General features: G+C 71.5%; 13 protein-coding genes. 6 read left to right on the forward strand and 7 right to left on the reverse strand.

Features of this window, described 5'->3' with window-relative positions; translation table 11 throughout:
• Nucleotides 1-55: 55 nt before the first annotated feature.
• Both GA0070612_RS22020 and GA0070612_RS22025 read right to left on the reverse strand, forming a co-directional pair.
• On the reverse strand, nt 56-1198 hold the full coding sequence (locus tag GA0070612_RS22020; RefSeq protein WP_088989636.1) for an acyl-CoA dehydrogenase family protein: 1143 nt from the start codon (nt 1196-1198) through the stop codon (nt 56-58).
• Nucleotides 1195-2310 carry a M24 family metallopeptidase gene (locus GA0070612_RS22025; RefSeq protein WP_088989637.1) on the reverse strand — a complete coding sequence of 372 codons (1116 nt, stop codon included), beginning with the start codon at nt 2308-2310 and terminating at the stop codon, nt 1195-1197. The genes GA0070612_RS22020 and GA0070612_RS22025 overlap by 4 nt, the downstream gene beginning before the upstream one ends.
• A 204-nt stretch (nt 2311-2514) precedes the next feature.
• Here GA0070612_RS22025 and GA0070612_RS22030 point away from each other — a divergent pair, with 204 nt between their 5' ends.
• Nucleotides 2515-3882 carry a glycosyl hydrolase family 18 protein gene (locus GA0070612_RS22030; RefSeq protein ID WP_088989638.1) on the forward strand — a complete coding sequence of 456 codons (1368 nt, stop codon included), beginning with the start codon at nt 2515-2517 and terminating at the stop codon, nt 3880-3882.
• 32 nt (nt 3883-3914) lie between these two features.
• On the opposite strand, the gene GA0070612_RS22035 is transcribed toward GA0070612_RS22030, so the two are convergent.
• Nucleotides 3915-4802, reverse strand: coding sequence for a winged helix-turn-helix transcriptional regulator (locus GA0070612_RS22035; protein ID WP_088989639.1), 888 nt, complete (start codon nt 4800-4802; stop codon nt 3915-3917).
• A gap of 301 nt (nt 4803-5103) precedes the next feature.
• Between GA0070612_RS22035 and GA0070612_RS22040 the strand changes: the two genes are divergently transcribed.
• Both GA0070612_RS22040 and GA0070612_RS22045 read left to right on the forward strand, forming a co-directional pair.
• Nucleotides 5104-5331 (forward strand): hypothetical protein, encoded by a 228-nt coding sequence (locus GA0070612_RS22040; RefSeq protein ID WP_088989640.1) that lies wholly within the window; start codon nt 5104-5106, stop codon nt 5329-5331.
• A gap of 59 nt (nt 5332-5390) precedes the next feature.
• Complete coding sequence (locus tag GA0070612_RS22045; protein WP_088989641.1) at nt 5391-6317, forward strand: 5'-3' exonuclease; 927 nt, start codon at nt 5391-5393, stop codon at nt 6315-6317.
• A gap of 66 nt (nt 6318-6383) precedes the next feature.
• Here the strand turns inward: GA0070612_RS22045 and GA0070612_RS22050 are convergent, their stop codons facing one another.
• Nucleotides 6384-7100: an isocitrate lyase/PEP mutase family protein gene (locus GA0070612_RS22050; RefSeq protein WP_088989642.1), complete on the reverse strand. Its 717-nt coding sequence runs from the start codon at nt 7098-7100 to the stop codon at nt 6384-6386.
• Between the two features lie 48 nt (nt 7101-7148).
• Entirely contained in the window at nt 7149-7451 is a 303-nt protein-coding gene (locus GA0070612_RS22055; protein WP_088989643.1) for a GNAT family N-acetyltransferase, read from the reverse strand.
• Nucleotides 7452-7579: 128 nt separating this feature from the next.
• Here GA0070612_RS22055 and GA0070612_RS22060 point away from each other — a divergent pair, with 128 nt between their 5' ends.
• From GA0070612_RS22060 to GA0070612_RS22070, 3 genes are all read left to right on the forward strand, one after another.
• The gene (locus tag GA0070612_RS22060; protein WP_088989644.1) at nt 7580-8275 is read left to right on the forward strand and encodes a DUF1223 domain-containing protein; all 696 of its coding nucleotides are present in this window, start codon (nt 7580-7582) and stop codon (nt 8273-8275) included.
• A gap of 40 nt (nt 8276-8315) precedes the next feature.
• Nucleotides 8316-8690 carry an MmcQ/YjbR family DNA-binding protein gene (locus GA0070612_RS22065; RefSeq protein WP_088989645.1) on the forward strand — a complete coding sequence of 125 codons (375 nt, stop codon included), beginning with the start codon at nt 8316-8318 and terminating at the stop codon, nt 8688-8690.
• A gap of 154 nt (nt 8691-8844) precedes the next feature.
• A complete protein-coding gene (locus GA0070612_RS22070) occupies nt 8845-11730 on the forward strand; it encodes a glycosyl hydrolase (RefSeq protein ID WP_088989646.1) in 2886 nt (961 codons plus the stop codon).
• Between the two features lie 69 nt (nt 11731-11799).
• Here GA0070612_RS22070 and GA0070612_RS22075 read toward each other — a convergent pair whose 3' ends face one another.
• Both GA0070612_RS22075 and GA0070612_RS22080 read right to left on the reverse strand, forming a co-directional pair.
• On the reverse strand, nt 11800-13170 hold the full coding sequence (locus GA0070612_RS22075; protein WP_197699215.1) for an endo-1,4-beta-xylanase: 1371 nt from the start codon (nt 13168-13170) through the stop codon (nt 11800-11802).
• Nucleotides 13171-13575: 405 nt separating this feature from the next.
• Complete coding sequence (locus GA0070612_RS22080) at nt 13576-15336, reverse strand: family 43 glycosylhydrolase (protein WP_197699466.1); 1761 nt, start codon at nt 15334-15336, stop codon at nt 13576-13578.
• Nucleotides 15337-15417 lie beyond the last annotated feature (81 nt).

Consider the following 15417-nt stretch of genomic DNA (forward strand, 5'->3'; position numbering starts at 1 on the left):
ACGGCGACGCGGTACCCGGCGCGGCCACCACGGGCCGCGCCGGCACCCGTCGTCCTCAGCCCCGCGCCAGGGCCCGGGAGATCACCATTCGCTGGATCTGGTTGGTGCCCTCCACGATCTGCAGCACCTTGGCCTCGCGCATGTACCGCTCCACCGGGTGGTCGGCCACGTAACCCGCGCCGCCGAGCACCTGCACCGCGTCGGTGGTCACCCGCATGGCCATGTCGGTGGCGAAGAGCTTCGCCTTGGCCGCCTCGATCGCGTACGGGCGGCCGGCGTCGCGCAGCCGGGCCGCCGCGAGCGTCAACGCGCGGGCCGCGGAGATCTGCGTGGCCGCGTCGGCGAGCAGGAAGCCCAGCCCCTGGAAGTCGATGATGGACCGGCCGAACTGCTGCCGCTCCCGGGCGTACCCGACCGCGTAGTCCAGGGCCGCCTGGGCCAGCCCGACCGCGCAGGCCGCGATGCCGAGCCGGCCGGAGTCCAGGGCGGACATCGCGATGGTGAAGCCCTCACCCTCACCGCCGATCAGCCGGTCGGCCGGCACCCGCGCGTCGTCGAAGGCGATCTGGGCCACCGGGGAGGCGCGCAGACCCATCGTCCGCTCGGCCGCCTGCGGGGTGATGCCGGGAGTGCCGGCGTCGGCGACCAGGCAGGAGATCCCCTTCGGGCCGGGCCCGCCGGTGCGGCAGAAGACGTTGTAGAAGTCGGCGGTCCGGGCGTGCGTGATCCACGCCTTGGTGCCGGAGACCAGGTACGCGTCGCCGTCGCGAACCGCCCGGGTGCTCAGCGACGCCGCGTCGGAGCCGCCCTGCGGCTCGGAGAGGCAGTACGCGCCCAGCAGCTCGCCGCCGATCATGTCCGGCAGCAGCTTGCGCTGCTCGTCGCTGCCGAACGCCGCCACCGGGTAGCAGGACAGGGTGTGCACGCTGACCGCCTCGGCGACCGCGAGCCAACGGCTGGCCAGGATCTCCAGCACCTGCAGGTACACCTCGTACGGCTGGGCGGCGCCGCCGTACTCCTCGGGGTAGGGCAGGCCCAGCAGGCCGGCCCGGCCGAGGGTACGCAGCACCTCGCGGGGGAACTCGGCGCGCTCCTCGAAGGCGGCGGCCTTCGGTGCGAGCTCGCGGTCGGCGAGCTCGGTGGCGAGACCCAGCAGGTCGTGGGCCTCGTCGGTGGGCAGGATCCGGTCGACAGTCATAGCGCGATGAGCTCCGTGGGGGTGGTGTTGAGCTGGTGCACGCCGTCCGTGGTGCAGACGACGATGTCCTCGATGCGGGCGCCGTGCCGGCCCGCCAGGTAGATGCCCGGTTCGATGGAGAACGCCATCCCGGCCTCCAGGGGCCGGTCGTTGCCGGCCACCAGGTAGGGCTCCTCGTGACCGTCGAGGCCGATGCCGTGGCCGGTGCGGTGCAGGAAAGCCTCGCCGTAGCCGGCGGCGGTGATCGGCTCACGGGCCGCGGCGTCGGCCCGCGCGCCGGTGATCCCGGGACGCACCGCCGCGACGGCGGCGCGCTGGGCGTCGCGCAGCACCTCGTAGTACTCCAGGAAGTCGCCCGGCGCGGACCCGCCGGCCAGGTAGGTGCGGGTGCAGTCCGAGCGGTAGCCCGACGGCATCGTGCCGCCGATGTCCACCACCACCGGATCACCGACCCCGATCGGCCGGTCCGAGGTGCCGTGGTGCGGGCTGGCCCCGTTCGGCCCGGACGCCACGATGACGAAGTCGACAGTCACGTGCCCGGTGGCCCGGATCGCCGCCGCGATGTCGGTGGCGACCTCGGCCTCGGTGCGGCCGGGGCGCAGCCACTCGCCCATCCGCAGGTGCACCTCGTCGATGGCCCTGCCGGCCTCGGCGAGCGCCGCCACCTCGGCCGCCGACTTACGGATGCGCAACTCCCGCAGAACCTCGCCGGCGAGCCGCTGGGCGGCGTCGGGAAGCGCGGCGCGCAGCGCGAGAACCTGCTCGGCCCACATTCGGTCGGCCAGCCCGACCGCCGCGACCGGGCCGTCGAGGGCGGCGGCGATCAGGGGGTACGGGTCGGCGCCGTCGACGTGGTCGACGATGCGCACACCGGTGGCGGGCGCGGGGGACGCCTCCGCCGCGGGGCGTTCCAGCCTCGGCACGATCAGGGTCGGCTCCCCCTCGGCGGGCAGCACCAGGCAGGTGAGCCGCTCCCCCGCGTGGGCGTCGTACCCGGTCAGGTAGCGCAGGTCGCTGCCGGGTGTGAGCAGCAGGGCGTCAAGGCCGGCGGCGGCGGTGGCGCGCTGCGCGGCGATCAGCCGATCCGGCGGATACAGCTCGTCGGTTCCCACACCGTCAGCTTAACGGTCGTTTGGGCCAGGGCGGAATCCGGACAACCGGCGCGAAGGAAATCTACCGTCATTGATTGACGCGGACAGTTAACACTCTTTAAGATTTGGCTGCCTCGAGGCCCACCCGTTCCTGCGTCCCCGCACCTCCCGCCCGCGACAACCCTGCGCGGGCGGCGTCGTCCCCCGCCCACGGGAAGGCCCCCGATGTCCTCACCACTGCGCCGCGCCCTCGCCGCCGGTCTACTCGCGCTGGCCACCGCCGCCGCCACCCTCACCGTCACGTCCACCGCCGCGCAGGCCGTGGTGCTGCCGAACAACTTCAAGAGCGTCGGCTACATGCCCTCCTGGGCCGGCAACATCAACACCATCCAGTACAACAAGCTGACCCACATCAACTACGCCTTCATCCTGCCCAACAGCAACGGCAGCCTGCAGGGCGTCGACGGGGCGCGGCTCTCCTCGCTGGTCTCCCAGGCCCACGCCAACAACGTGAAGGTCTCCATCGCGGTCGGCGGCTGGAACGACGGCAACGACTCCGCCTTCGAGGCGCTCGCCGCCAACTCCACCAGCCGCACCGCCTTCGTCAACAACCTGGTCAACTTCGTCAACCAGTACAACCTCGACGGTGTCGACATGGACTGGGAGTACCCCGACCCGGGCGCGTCGGCCAGCAACTACACCGCGCTCATGACGCAGCTCAGCAGCGCGATGCGCAGTCGCGGCAAGCTGCTCACCGCCGCCGTGGTCAGCGAGGGCACCACCGTGCAGGGCGTACAGACGGCCGTCTTCCCCCTGGTCGACTGGCTCAACATCATGGCCTACGACGGCGGTAGCCCGCACGCCAACTACGACTGGTCCATCAACGCCGTCAACGGGTGGAAGGCCCGCGGCCTGCCGGCCAGCAAGGCCGTGCTCGGCATCCCGTTCTACAGCCGCCCGGTCTACTACAACTACTCGTACCTGGTCGGTCTGGACCCGGCGAACGCCAACCGGGACTGCGCCACCATCAACGGCTCGCAGCAGTGCTGGAACGGCATCCCGACCGTCAAGCGCAAGACCCAGTGGGCGATGGCCAACGCCGGCGGCGTGATGAACTGGGAGCTGAGCCAGGACACCAGCGGCTCGACCTCGCTGCTCAGCGCGATGTACGACACCATCATGGGTGGCACCACGCCGCCGCCGACCGGTCGTACCGGCCGGATCACCGGCATCGGCGGCAAGTGCGTCGACGTGGCCGCGGCGAGCACCGCCAACGGCGCCGCCGTCCAGCTCTACACGTGCAACGGCACCAACGCGCAGACCTGGACCGTGGCCGGCGACAGCACGCTGCGGGCCCTCGGCAAGTGCGCCGACATCACCAGCGGCTCGACCGCCAACGGCGCGAAGGTCCAGCTCTGGGACTGCAACGGCAGCGGCGCGCAGGTCTGGCAGGCACAGTCCAACGGGACGCTGCGCAACCCGCAGTCGAACAAGTGCCTGGACGCCACCGACAACAGCTCCGCCGACGGCACCCGGCTGCAGATCTGGGACTGCTTCGCCGGCGCCAACCAGCGCTGGACGCTCCCGGCCTGACGGTTCGCACGGTCCCCGGTCGACGCCCCGCGTCAGCCGGGGACCGTTGCGTGTTCCCGGGCGAGTGTGAGCATCTCGTCCACCGAGCCGGCCGGGTCGGTGACCGGGAACTGCACGGCCCGCACCACCGCCACCGGGTCGACCAGCAGCGTCAGCCGCTTGAACCGGGTCATCCCGCCCGCCCGGAAGACGGGCAGCAGCAGCCCGGCCGCCAACCGGCCGTCCTGGTCGGACAACAACGGGAAGGGCAGCTCGGCGTACGCGGCGAAGTCGGCGAGCTGGTCGGGCCGCTGGGTGCTGACGCCGTACACCCCCACCTCGGCGGCCTGGAACTCCCGGTGCCGCCTGGCGTACGTGGTCGACTCCAGTGTGCAGCCGCGGGCGCCGGGGATCTCCGCCCAGCCGGGCGGATAGTCCGGCCGGATCGGCGCGTACGCCCCGGGGAAGAAGTAGAGGACGCTCCACGTGCCCGTGGCGGCCACCGGGACGGGCCGACCGTCGGGCCCCGGCAGGACGACATCGGGCAACCGCCGCCCGACCAGTTCGTGCGCCCGGCGCGCCTCGACGGACCCGGCGTCCGCCGTCGCGCTCACCTCACCGTCGCCCATCAGATGTCTCGTCCCCCAGTCCTGCAAAGCGATGAGGACCGGCAGCAGCCCTTCGCCCTTCCCGGTGAGCAGGTAGTCGAAGCGCGGTGGGTGTCGTGAGTACGGCCGACGCTCCAGGACCCCGTGCTCGACCAGGGCGCCGAGACGCTCGGTCAGCGCCCGCCGACTGACGCCCAGCTCGCGTTGCAGAGCGTCGAAGCGGGTCGTTCCACCGGCGACGTCGCGCACGATGAGGAACGTCCACCAGTCCCCCAGCACGCCGAGCGCCTGCGCGATGCCGCAGTTCGCGTCGGCAAGATCTTCCCGCCGCACCCACTACCTCCGTTGCTCCACTCCGACTATAGTCCGTTCCAGTTTGGAACGCACGGGCTCGGTGAACGGGGGCCGGCGACACGCGCGTCGACGAACGGGCCGGGGTGTTCTGGCGCTGGTGGACCGCCGGCACGACCAGCATGCTCGGGTCGGCGGTCGGCGGTCGGCGGTCGGCGGTATACCGGCAGTCTGCGCCGCGCGGCGACCAGCCCGCGCCGTCGTTTTCCGGCCCGGCGCGTCCCCCGCGGCCCTAACCTGGGGTCGGGGTCCCGCGCGGGCGGCCCGACCGGGAGGGACCGACGTGGCAGGGAACGAGGCGAACCGGGCGGCGACACGCCGTCGCCGGCAACTGTGGGCGGGAGTCCTCGCGCTCGTCGGCCTCGTTCTGCTGATCCTCGGCCTCACCGTCGCCGACGGTGTCGCCGCCTGGGTCGAGGTGCTGGTCGCGGTCCTGCTGCTGGTGACCAGCTACGTGGTGCAGCACCTGGCGCGGCGGGAGACCGTCTACCGGCAGGACGACAAGGGCTGACCGCGCCGGACGGCCGGGGGTGCCCCGGTTCGTCGGAGGGCTGTGCCAGGCTGTCCGGCGTGGCACAACGACCCCCGATCCTGCTGATCGACGCACCCAGCCTCTACTTCCGGGCCTACTTCGGCATCCCGGAGTCCGCCGCCCGCGCCGAGGACGGCACCCCGGTCAACGCGGTGCGTGGCTTCCTCGACATGCTCGCCACCCTGATCCGTGGGCGCGGCGCGGATCGGATGGTCTGCGCGCTGGACTACGACTGGCGTCCGGCGTGGCGGGTCGACCTGCTGCCGTCGTACAAGGCGCACCGGGTGGCACCGCAGGGCGGCGAGGTCGTTCCGGACACCCTGTCCCCGCAGGTGCCGATGATTTTGGAGGTGTTGGAGGCCGTCGGCATCACCGCCGTCGGCGCGACCGGCTACGAGGCCGACGACGTGCTCGGCACGCTCTCGGTGACCCAGCCCGGCCCGGTCGAGGTGGTCTCCGGTGACCGGGACCTGTTCCAGCTCGTCGACGACGCCCGACCGGTCCGGCTGCTCTACGTGGGGCGTGGTGTCGCCAAGCTCGACGACTGTGACGACGCCGCGGTGCGGGCCCGCTACGGCGTACCGGCCGACCGGTACGCCGACTTCGCCGCGCTGCGCGGCGACCCCAGCGACGGGCTTCCCGGGGTCCCGGGCGTCGGGGAGAAGACCGCCGCCCGGCTCATCGAGCGCTACGGCAGCATCGCCGGCATCCTGGCCGCGCTGGACGACTCCGACTCGTCCTTCGCGCCGGGCCTGCGCACCAAGCTCGCCGCGGCCCGCGACTACCTGGGCGTCGCGCCGACGGTGGTCCGGGTCGCCCTGGACGTGCCGCTGCCGGAGCTGCCCACGGCGCTGCCGTCCGCGCCGGTCGACCCGGACCGGCTGCTCGACCTCGCCGGACGGTGGAACCTGGCCGGCTCCACCCGCCGCCTGGTGGACGCCCTCGCCGCCGGCGGCGACGCCTGACCGACTGCCGACCACCGGGCGATCGGCGGGTGGCGACTGGACCGGCCCGCAGGGTGGTGGACGTGCTCAGGCGCGCAGCCGTGCCGCCAGGTCGGCGACCGCCCCGATCGCGTACCGCTGCATGGCCGGGCCGAAGGTGACGCGCGTCGCGCCCGACCGCGCCACCTCGGCAACCGACGCGCTGTCCGCGCCGGCGACCATGTTGATCGGACCCGTGATGCCGTCGCGCAACTGCGGCAGCAGCTCCGGCGGGGCCAGGATCGGGTACACGCAGTCGGCGCCGGCAGCCGTGTAGAGGCGGGCGCGTGCCACCGCGTCGGCCGGGTCACCGGCGCCGGCCAGGAACGTGTCGACGCGCGCGTTGATGACGAGCGCGTCGCCGGCTTCGGCGCGTACCTCGGCCAACCAGTCCGCGTGCCGTTGCGGATCCTTCAGCGTGGCGCCGGCCTCGGAGTCCTCCAGGTTGCAGCCGACGGCACCCGCCTCCAGCAGCCGCCCGACCAGCTCGCCGGGGGTGAGCCCGTACCCGCCCTCCACGTCGGCGGACACCGGGACGGAGACGGCCCGGACGATCCGCGCCACCGCGGCGAACATCTCGTCGGGCGGGGTCGCGCCGTCCTCGTAGCCGAGCGATGCGGCGACCCCGGCGCTCGGGATGGCGAGGGCGGGATAGCCGGCCTCGGCGAAGGCCCTCGCGCTGGCCGCGTCCCAGGGACCCGGCAGGACGAGCGGGTCGCCGACCGCGCGGCCGTGGTGCATCGCCCGAAAGGTTCGAGCAGTCATCGTGCACGTCTCCCGATGGGATGGCGGGCGAAGATCAGCGTCGCCCGCTTACTTGATCTTGCGGGTCGACCGGACCACGATGCTCTCGTACTCCGGGTGCTTGACCAGCCAGTCGGCCAGGAACGGACAGATCGGCACGACGGTCCGCCGCTTGGCGCGCGCGTCGTCCATCACGGCGCGGGCCAGCGTCGACCCGACGCCCCGGCCCTCGAAGGTCGGGTCGACCTCGGTGTGGGTGTAGGCGATGATCGCGCCGGTCAGCTGGTAGGTGACGAACCCGGCGACCGTGCCGGTCTCGTCGCGCGCCTCGAAACGCTCCCGCGCCGAGGCGTCTGTCACGGTGAACTGCACCTGACCATCCAACCACCCGGGTGGCCGGTGCCCGCCCGGAGGCGGCGGGAAAGTGAGCCCGCGCGCATTGTCGCGGCCGGAACGGGGAACCCAACGCCCCCGGCCGCACGTGGGAGGAGACACCCACCATGACGAACCCATCGACGGACGGCGGCTTCGCCGTCGTGGAGATGTTCACCTCGCAGGGGTGCAACAGCTGCCCCCCGGCGGAGGAGTTGCTGACCGAGATCGAACGCGACGCCCGGGAACACGGCCAGGCCGTCTTCGGCCTCGGTTTCCACGTCGACTACTGGGACGACCTGGGGTGGGCCGACCAGTTCGCCGACGCGGCGTACACCGCGCGGCAGGAGGCGTACGCCCGCGCCCTTCGCACCCGCGGTCTGTACACCCCGCAGATGGTCGTCAACGGCACCGTCGAGTTCGTCGGATCCGATCGTCGACAGGCGTCCGGCGCCATCGCGGCCGCCCTGGCGTCACCGGCCGCCACCCCCCTCACGGTGTCCGTGGCCGCGTTCGACGGGCAGCGGGTGGTGCTCGACTACCAGGCCGAACGGCCGCCGGAGCGCACCGTGGTGAACGTGGCGATCGTGGAGCGGGGCCTGGACAGCGAGATCGCCCGGGGCGAGAACGCCGGGCGGACGCTGCGGCAGGACAACGTCGTGCGCGGCTTCGCGTCGACGAGCCTGGACGCCGCGCCGGGGCGGGTGGAGGTGGTGGCACCGGTCCACCTCGATCCGCGCAGCGCCGCCGTCGTCGCGTACGTGCAGGAGAACGGCAACGGGGCCGTCGTCGGGGCGACCCACGTCGAGCTGTCCACCGCGTAGTCTCGGCGCATGCGGTTGGCGCGCGGCGTGAGGGGGCCCGGTGGTTGACGCGGAGGACGTACGCCGGGTGGCGTTGGCCCTGCCGCACACGGAGGAGAACCCCAGCGACGGGTTCGACTTCCGGGTGGCCGGCAAAGGGTTCGTCTGGTCCTACCCGGAGCGCGTGCCGGGCAAGCCGCGGGTGATCCGACTCGACATCGCGGTGCTCTACGTCGGGGACGAGGCGGAGAAGCAGGCGCTCCTGCTCGGTGAACCGGACATCTTCTTCACCGCTGCGGGGTACGAGGGGCTGCCCCTGGTGCTGCTGCGCCTGACGCAGATCGACCTGGAGCGCCTGGGCGAGCTGGTGACGGACGCGTGGCGGATGCGCGCGCCCGAGGCGCTGGTGAGCGGCGTCCAGGGCGCCGGCGCCTGACGACATCGGCACGCAACCGGACGGACACATTGACGGGGATCTCGGTGCTCCACTACCGTGGCTGTGAGAGCGCTCTCTCGCCTGACCTTCCCCCCAATTCAGACGCACGCGTCGGACCCGGAAACGGCCACACCCGGCGCGCGATGGAGGCACCATGACACCTCCCGTCCCCCACCGCCGATGGGCCCTGGCCGCCGTCACCGCGCTGGCCCTGGTCGTCGGCGGCCTCACGATCCCCGTCACCCGCGCGGCCGAGGCCGCGCCCGTCGGCGCCGGCAGCTACACCACCACCCCGGTCGGCCCGCTCCCGAGCGGATGCGGCGCGATGTCCAGCAACCCCCGTCAGTTCGCCACCGCCAACGCGCCCGCCGGCCCGATACCCACCAACGACTGGTGGTCCTCGCTGCTGTGGAAGCGCACCGACTGCTCCTTCAGCGAGCCCCTGCACGCCCACCCGATCTCGTACGACACCTTCACCGACGGGTTGGGCTTCTCCGCCAACTCCACACCCGCCATCAGCGGCACCGCGACCGGCGTCGGGGAGTTCCACTACCCGTACGTGCAGGACATCCGGGTCGGCGTCGCCGGACTCGCCGCGCCCCAGGTCAAGGTGGACGGCTGGACGGACTGGACGGTCAGCCCGCACTGGAGCGACGGCACCCGCACCCTGCGCGCCACCATCGGCCACGGCCTGCCGTTCGCGTACTTCCAGGCCACCGGCGGCAACGCGTCGATCGGCACCGCCGGCACCCCGGAGGTCTGGTCCAACAGCGGCGCCACCATCGGCTTCCGGGTCAACGGCCACGACTACGTCGGGTACGCCCCGAGCGGCGCGAGCTGGACCGTCGCGTCCGGCCGGATCACCTCCACGCTGGCCGGTCGGGGCTACTTCTCCGTCGCCCTCCTGCCGCCGACGTCGAGCGCGTCGGAGCGCGCCGGCCTGGCCGCGACCTACGGTCAGTACGCGCACGCCCACGTGACCGGCACCCAGGTCTCGTACTCGTACAACCCGGCGACAAGTGGCCTCACCACCACGTACGCGTTCACCACCACTCCCCGGGAGGGCACCGCCACGCAGACGGTGGTCAGCCTCTACCCGCACCAGTGGAAGTCGCTCAGCGGGTCCACCGCGATCACCCCGACCTACCCGTCGGCGCGCGGCCGGATGAAGGTGCTCACCGGCGTCAACCAGTTCCGCACCGCGATGAGGTTCCAGGGCGTCCTGCCGGAGTTGCCGGCCGTCGGCGACGGCAGCGGAAGTGACCTGGCGACGCTCACCAGCCAGCTGGCGGCCGTTCGCGGCAACCCGATGGACCAACGCGGCAACGACACCTACTGGACCGGCAAGGGGCTCGGTCGGGCCGCCCGGATCGCCGAGATCGCCGACCAGGTGAACGACACCGCCACGCGCGACAGCGCGCTGAACGCGATCCGCAGCACCCTCACCGACTGGTTCACCGCGTCCAGCGGCAAGACCAGCCGGGTCTTCTACTACGACAACAACTGGGGCACCCTGATCGGCTACCCCGCGTCGTACGGCTCCGACCAGGAACTCAACGACCACCACTTCCACTACGGCTACTTCATCGCCGCCGCGGCGACCCTCGCGAAGTTCGACCCGGCGTGGGCCGCCACCAGCCGTTACGGCGGCATGGTGGACCTGCTGATCCGCGACGCCAACAACTACCGCCGCGACGACACCCGCTTCCCGTACCTGCGGGACTTCGACATCTACGCGGGCCACGACTGGGCGTCCGGGCACGGCTCGTTCGGCTCGGGCAACAACCAGGAGTCCTCGTCGGAGGGGATGAACTTCGCCAACGCCCTGATCCAGTGGGGGCAGACGACCGGCGACACCGCCGTCCGCGACGCCGGCGTCTTCCTCTACACCACCCAGGCCGCGGCGATCCAGGAGTACTGGTTCGACGTCAGCGACCAGAACTTCCCCGCCGCCTTCGGGCACTCCACCGTCGGCATGGTCTGGGGCAGCGGCGGCGCGTACGCCACCTGGTTCAGCGCCGAACCGGAGATGATCCAGGGCATCAACCTGCTGCCGGTCACCGGCGGACACCTGTACCTGGGCAACAACCCGGCGTACGTGCGGACCAACTACGCCGAACTGGTCCGCAACAACGGCGGACAACCGACGGTGTGGCAGGACATCCTCTGGCAGTTCCAGGCCCTCGGTGACCCCGACGCGGCGCTGGCGAACCTGCGCGCGAACCCCGGCTACACGCCGGAGGAGGGCGAGAGCCGAGCGCACACCTTCCACTGGATCCGCAACCTCGCGGCGCTGGGCACCGTCGACACGACGGTGACCGGCAACCATCCGCTGTCGGCGGTCTTCTCCCGCAACGGCGCCCGCACCTACGTGGCGTCGAACCCGACCGCCAGCCCGGTCACCGTGACGTTCTCCAACGGCACCACCCTGAGCGTGGGCGCCGGCAAGACGGCCACCACCGGGGCGTACACCTGGAGTGGCGGTAACGCGGCCGGCGGCGTACCCCCGACGACGCCGACGAACCCCCCACCGACGACCACCCCGCCGCCGACGACGACCCCGCCGCCGTCCACCGGCGGGCCGACGCGGTACCTGCTGCCCGGCGGCGGGTTGGGCGCCGCCGGTAGCGCGGCCACGACGACCGTCGCGGCGGCCAACGGCAACCACGACGGTACGCCCACCAACGCGCAGGTCTTCACGGCCACCGGCCTCAACCTCGCCTACTCCGGTGGGCAGACGGCGTTCGACCTGTTCGTGGACGCGGGGACGGCGGTCGGCAACGGCGTGCAGGTGCGGGTCTCCTACGACCTCACCGGCAACGGCAGTTGGGACCGGGTGGAGACGTGGCGCTACTTCGCCACCGACCCCGTCCCGGGCTACGAGCACTACACCCAGGGCACCGGCCTCGCCTCGGCCACCGGCACGCTGGGCGCGCTGAGCAACGGCAGGGTGCGGGTGGAGGTGTGGTCGGCGATCGGCAACAACCCCAGCACCATCGGCCTCGGTAACCAGTCGGTGCTGCGGCTGCCCTACTCCTGACCGACCCGGCGTACGACGGCCGGTGTGGAGGTTGGTTCTCCACACCGGCCGTCGTGTGCGATCAGAGGGTCAGGAGGCGGTGCAGGTGGGCGTCATGCCGTTCCCACTGCCGGTGCCCTGGAAGCCGAACTCGGCGACCTGGCCCGCGGTGAGCCGGCCGTTGTAGTCCACGTTGGCGAATCGCACCGTGCCACTGGAGCCGCTGGCCGTGGCGCTCCAGGTGTTGGTGACGCTGGCACCGCTCGGCAGGGTGAGGCTGACGTTCCACCCGTTCGTGCCGGCCGAGCCTGCGGTCACCTTCACGCTGGCCACGAACCCGCCGTTCCACGAGTTCAGCGACACCGACGCCGAGCACCCGCCCGTGGTCGGCGGCGGGGTGGTGGGCGTCGGGTCGGTGGGCGGGGGCGTCGTCGTCGGCGGGTTGGTGGGGATGCCCGGGCCGGCGTTGAGGGCGTTCAGGACGTTCGTGTACGCGGCCTTCTTGTTGCCGTTGCAGTCGAACAGCAGCGCGTTGTCCGAGCCGCGCCACGAGTCACAGTCGCGCACGCCCCACACGGTGATGCCGGTGCAGCGGGAGACGTTCATGCAGGCCCGGGTGACGGCGCCGAAGATGTTCGCCTGGTTGCCGCCGGTCATCACGTCCAGCTCGGTGATCTGCACGTCCACGCCGAGATCGGCGAAGCGCTGCAGGTTCGCCTGGTAGTCGGACGCCAGCGACGTGCCCAGGTGCGACTGGAAACCCACGCAGTCGATCGGCACACCACGGGACTTGAAGTCCCGCACCATGTTGTAGATCCCGGTCGACTTCGCGTTGATCCCGTCGGTGTTGTAGTCGTTGTAACACAACTTCGCACCCGGATCCGCCGCCCGCGCGGCCCGGAACGCCGCCTCGATCCAGTCGTTGCCGGTGCGCTGCAGATTCGAGTCACGCCGTCCACCCGAACCACCGTCGGCGAACGCCTCGTTCACCACGTCCCACGAGTGGATCTTCCCGCGGTAGTGCGTCGCCACCTGGGTGACATGGTTGATCGCCGCGTTGCGCAACGCGCTGCCCGACATGCCCTGCGCCCAGCCCGGCTGCTGCTGGTGCCACAGCAACGCGTGACCGCGCACTCTCATGCCGTTGGCCTGCGCGTGGCTGACCAGCCGGTCCCCGCCGCTGTAGCTGAACCGACCCTGCTGCGGCTCGGTGGCGTCCCACTTCATCTCGTTCTCGGCCACGACATCGTTGAACTCACGGTTCAGAATCGTCGTGTACGTGCTGTTCGACAGCTTGCCCGTCGCGACGGCGGCACCGAAGTAGCGGCCCTTCTCCGCCGCCGACGCCCCGAGTGTCGTGCCGGCGCTGGCCCCGGTGGTCATTGCCATCGTCATACCGGAGGCGAGAGCGCCGGCGACCGCGACGGTCACCGCCGCTCGCAGGACTCTTCTGTGATTCATGCGGATTCCTTGTCTGTGGTGGTTCAGCGATGGGGGCGCAGCACCCGAAGCCGCGCCCACGACGTCGGAGAGCCGCATCGGCGATGCCCGGCGACCGATGCCTGCGTACGACGGTGGTGGTGTCCCCGGTCCGGCGAGAGCGTGACAGCGAGCCCGGTAGCCGTCACGGCACCACTGCTGGGGATCCTGAGGCGACGTCCGGCATGCCCTGGGCGGACGTCGCGCTCCGAGGTGCGGCCGGCCGACTCGCCCGGTGAGCCACCGGTGTGGCCGCCCTCATCCATCGACTGTGAGCGATAACATGCCGTTCGTCAAGTCGTAACAGGGCGCGTCGGTATCGGGTGCTGTCGCCCGCTTTCACGGGCCGGTGCCGGAGCCGTGCGACCACGGCTCCGGCACCGCACGTCACTGGAACGAGGCGTCGTCGACGAGCAGACCGTCGGTGCCCGCCGCCGTCTCGACGTAGAACGTGGCGGTGGTGAGCGTGCCGCTCCACGACGGGGTCGCCGTGCCGGTGAGCAGCGTCCAGCCGTTCGTGTTGACGGCGGTCGCCGGGGTCAGCTGGAGGTAGCTGGTCGTGCCGTTGGCGGTCAGCGCCAGTGTCGCCTTCGCCGACGGCGTGCCGCTCTGCGCACGTACCCAGACGTTGGTGGTGTAGCTCTTGCCGTTGGTGAGCTTCGCTGTGACGTCCTGGCTGGGGCCGTTCCACGCCGAGGTGCGCCCGGTGATCGACAGGGAACCGGCGCCACCCCGGACGACCGAGGTGTTCCGGGAGATCGTTCCGCTGCCGTTCACACCCCACCCGGTCGTGCCGTTCTCCACGTCGCCGTTGGTGAGGACGTTCCCGCCGCCACCACCGGTGCCGCCGGTGAACTGCCACCAGTTGATGTTGAACAGGTTGCCGCTGCCACCGGCGAAGCGCAGGTACAGGTCACGGGTGCCGGTCGCGCCGCTGACCGCGCAGGTGGTGCTGGTCCAGGTCTGCCAACCACCGGTGCCACCGACGGTGCAGGTGCCCACTGTCGGGCCGCTGGCGCTGTCGAGGCGCACCTCGATCCGGCCACCGCTGGTCGCCGACGCCACCCGGGCGGTGAACGAGGTCGCCCCCGCGCCGAACGCGACGCCCTTGACCTTGATGTAGTCGCCGTTCTCGATCCAGCCGACGTTCATCCCGCCCTCGCCGGACACCTCGGTCTCGATGCCCGAGCCCCACGCGATCGTCTCCGCCTCCTGCCGCACGTACGGATTCAGCGTCCCCACCTGCGGCGCGCCGGTGGTGGTCATGGTGATCGTCGGGATCGTGCCGTTGGAGTTGTAGCTGAACTTCTCCACCGCTACCGACCGGGTGTAGCCGCTGCCGCCCGGCAGCGCCCCGTTGTGGTAGAAGAAGTACGACCCGCCCTGGAAATCGATCACGCCGGCGTGGTTGGTGAAACTGGCGCCCTGCCGAGGCATGATCGTCCCGCGATAGGTCCACGGCCCGGTCGGGCCGGTGGCGGTGGAGTACGCGATGAACTCCGAGCAGCACTCCGCCGCGAACACGTTGTAGTACAACCCGTTGCGCTTGAACACCCACGGGCCCTCCTCGTAGAGGGTCGGGCGGCTGGCGTTGCCGTTACGGGTGCCGAAGCCCGCCGTGGTGAGCGGGATCCGGGTCACACCACCCGAGTACGAGATCATGTCGGCGTTCAGCTTCACGTACCACAGCCCCGGGTTGCCCCAGTAGAGGTACGCCTGCCCGTCGTCGTCGACGAAGACCGACGGGTCGATCTCGTTGTTGCCGACCAGGGGCCGACCGAGCGCGTCGCGGAACGGGCCGGTCGGGCTGTCGCCCACCGCGACGCCGATGACCATCTGCCCGTTTGAGCGCTGACGCACCGGCACGTACCAGTAGAACTTGCCGTTGCGCGCGATGACCTGACCGGCCCACGCGTTGGCGTCCGCCCAGGAGAACGTGGCCAGGTTCAACGGCGAGCCGTGGTCGGTCCAGTTCACCATGTCGGCCGACGACCACACCCGCCATTCCTTCATGGTGAAGTACGTCGAGCCGTCCTCGTCGTGCCCCGTGTAGAGGTACACCCGGCCGTTGTACACCAACGGCGCCGGATCGGCGGTGTAGATGTGTTGGACGATCGGATTGTCCGCCCGGGCGGCGCCGGCCGGCAGCAGGGCGAGGACGCAGACGAGGCTGGCCAGCCAGGCGACGGCCCGCCTGACCCGGCCGCCGGCCCGGGTTGTGGTTCTCTC

Origin of the sequence: Micromonospora chokoriensis, assembly GCF_900091505.1 — a bacterium.
Taxonomy (GTDB): domain Bacteria; phylum Actinomycetota; class Actinomycetes; order Mycobacteriales; family Micromonosporaceae; genus Micromonospora; species Micromonospora chokoriensis.

Bases quoted from the DNA above. Each gene is read 5' to 3' on its own strand.
- GA0070612_RS22020 (WP_088989636.1), bottom strand. From the start codon at position 1,198: ATGACTGTCGACCGGATCCTGCCCACCGACGAGGCCCACGACCTGCTG.
- GA0070612_RS22030 (WP_088989638.1), top strand. From the start codon at position 2,515: ATGTCCTCACCACTGCGCCGCGCCCTCGCCGCCGGTCTACTCGCGCTG.
- GA0070612_RS22050 (WP_088989642.1), bottom strand. From the start codon at position 7,100: ATGACTGCTCGAACCTTTCGGGCGATGCACCACGGCCGCGCGGTCGGC.
- GA0070612_RS22060 (WP_088989644.1), top strand. From the start codon at position 7,580: ATGACGAACCCATCGACGGACGGCGGCTTCGCCGTCGTGGAGATGTTC.
- GA0070612_RS22070 (WP_088989646.1), top strand. From the start codon at position 8,845: ATGACACCTCCCGTCCCCCACCGCCGATGGGCCCTGGCCGCCGTCACC.
- GA0070612_RS22075 (WP_197699215.1), bottom strand. From the start codon at position 13,170: ATGAATCACAGAAGAGTCCTGCGAGCGGCGGTGACCGTCGCGGTCGCC.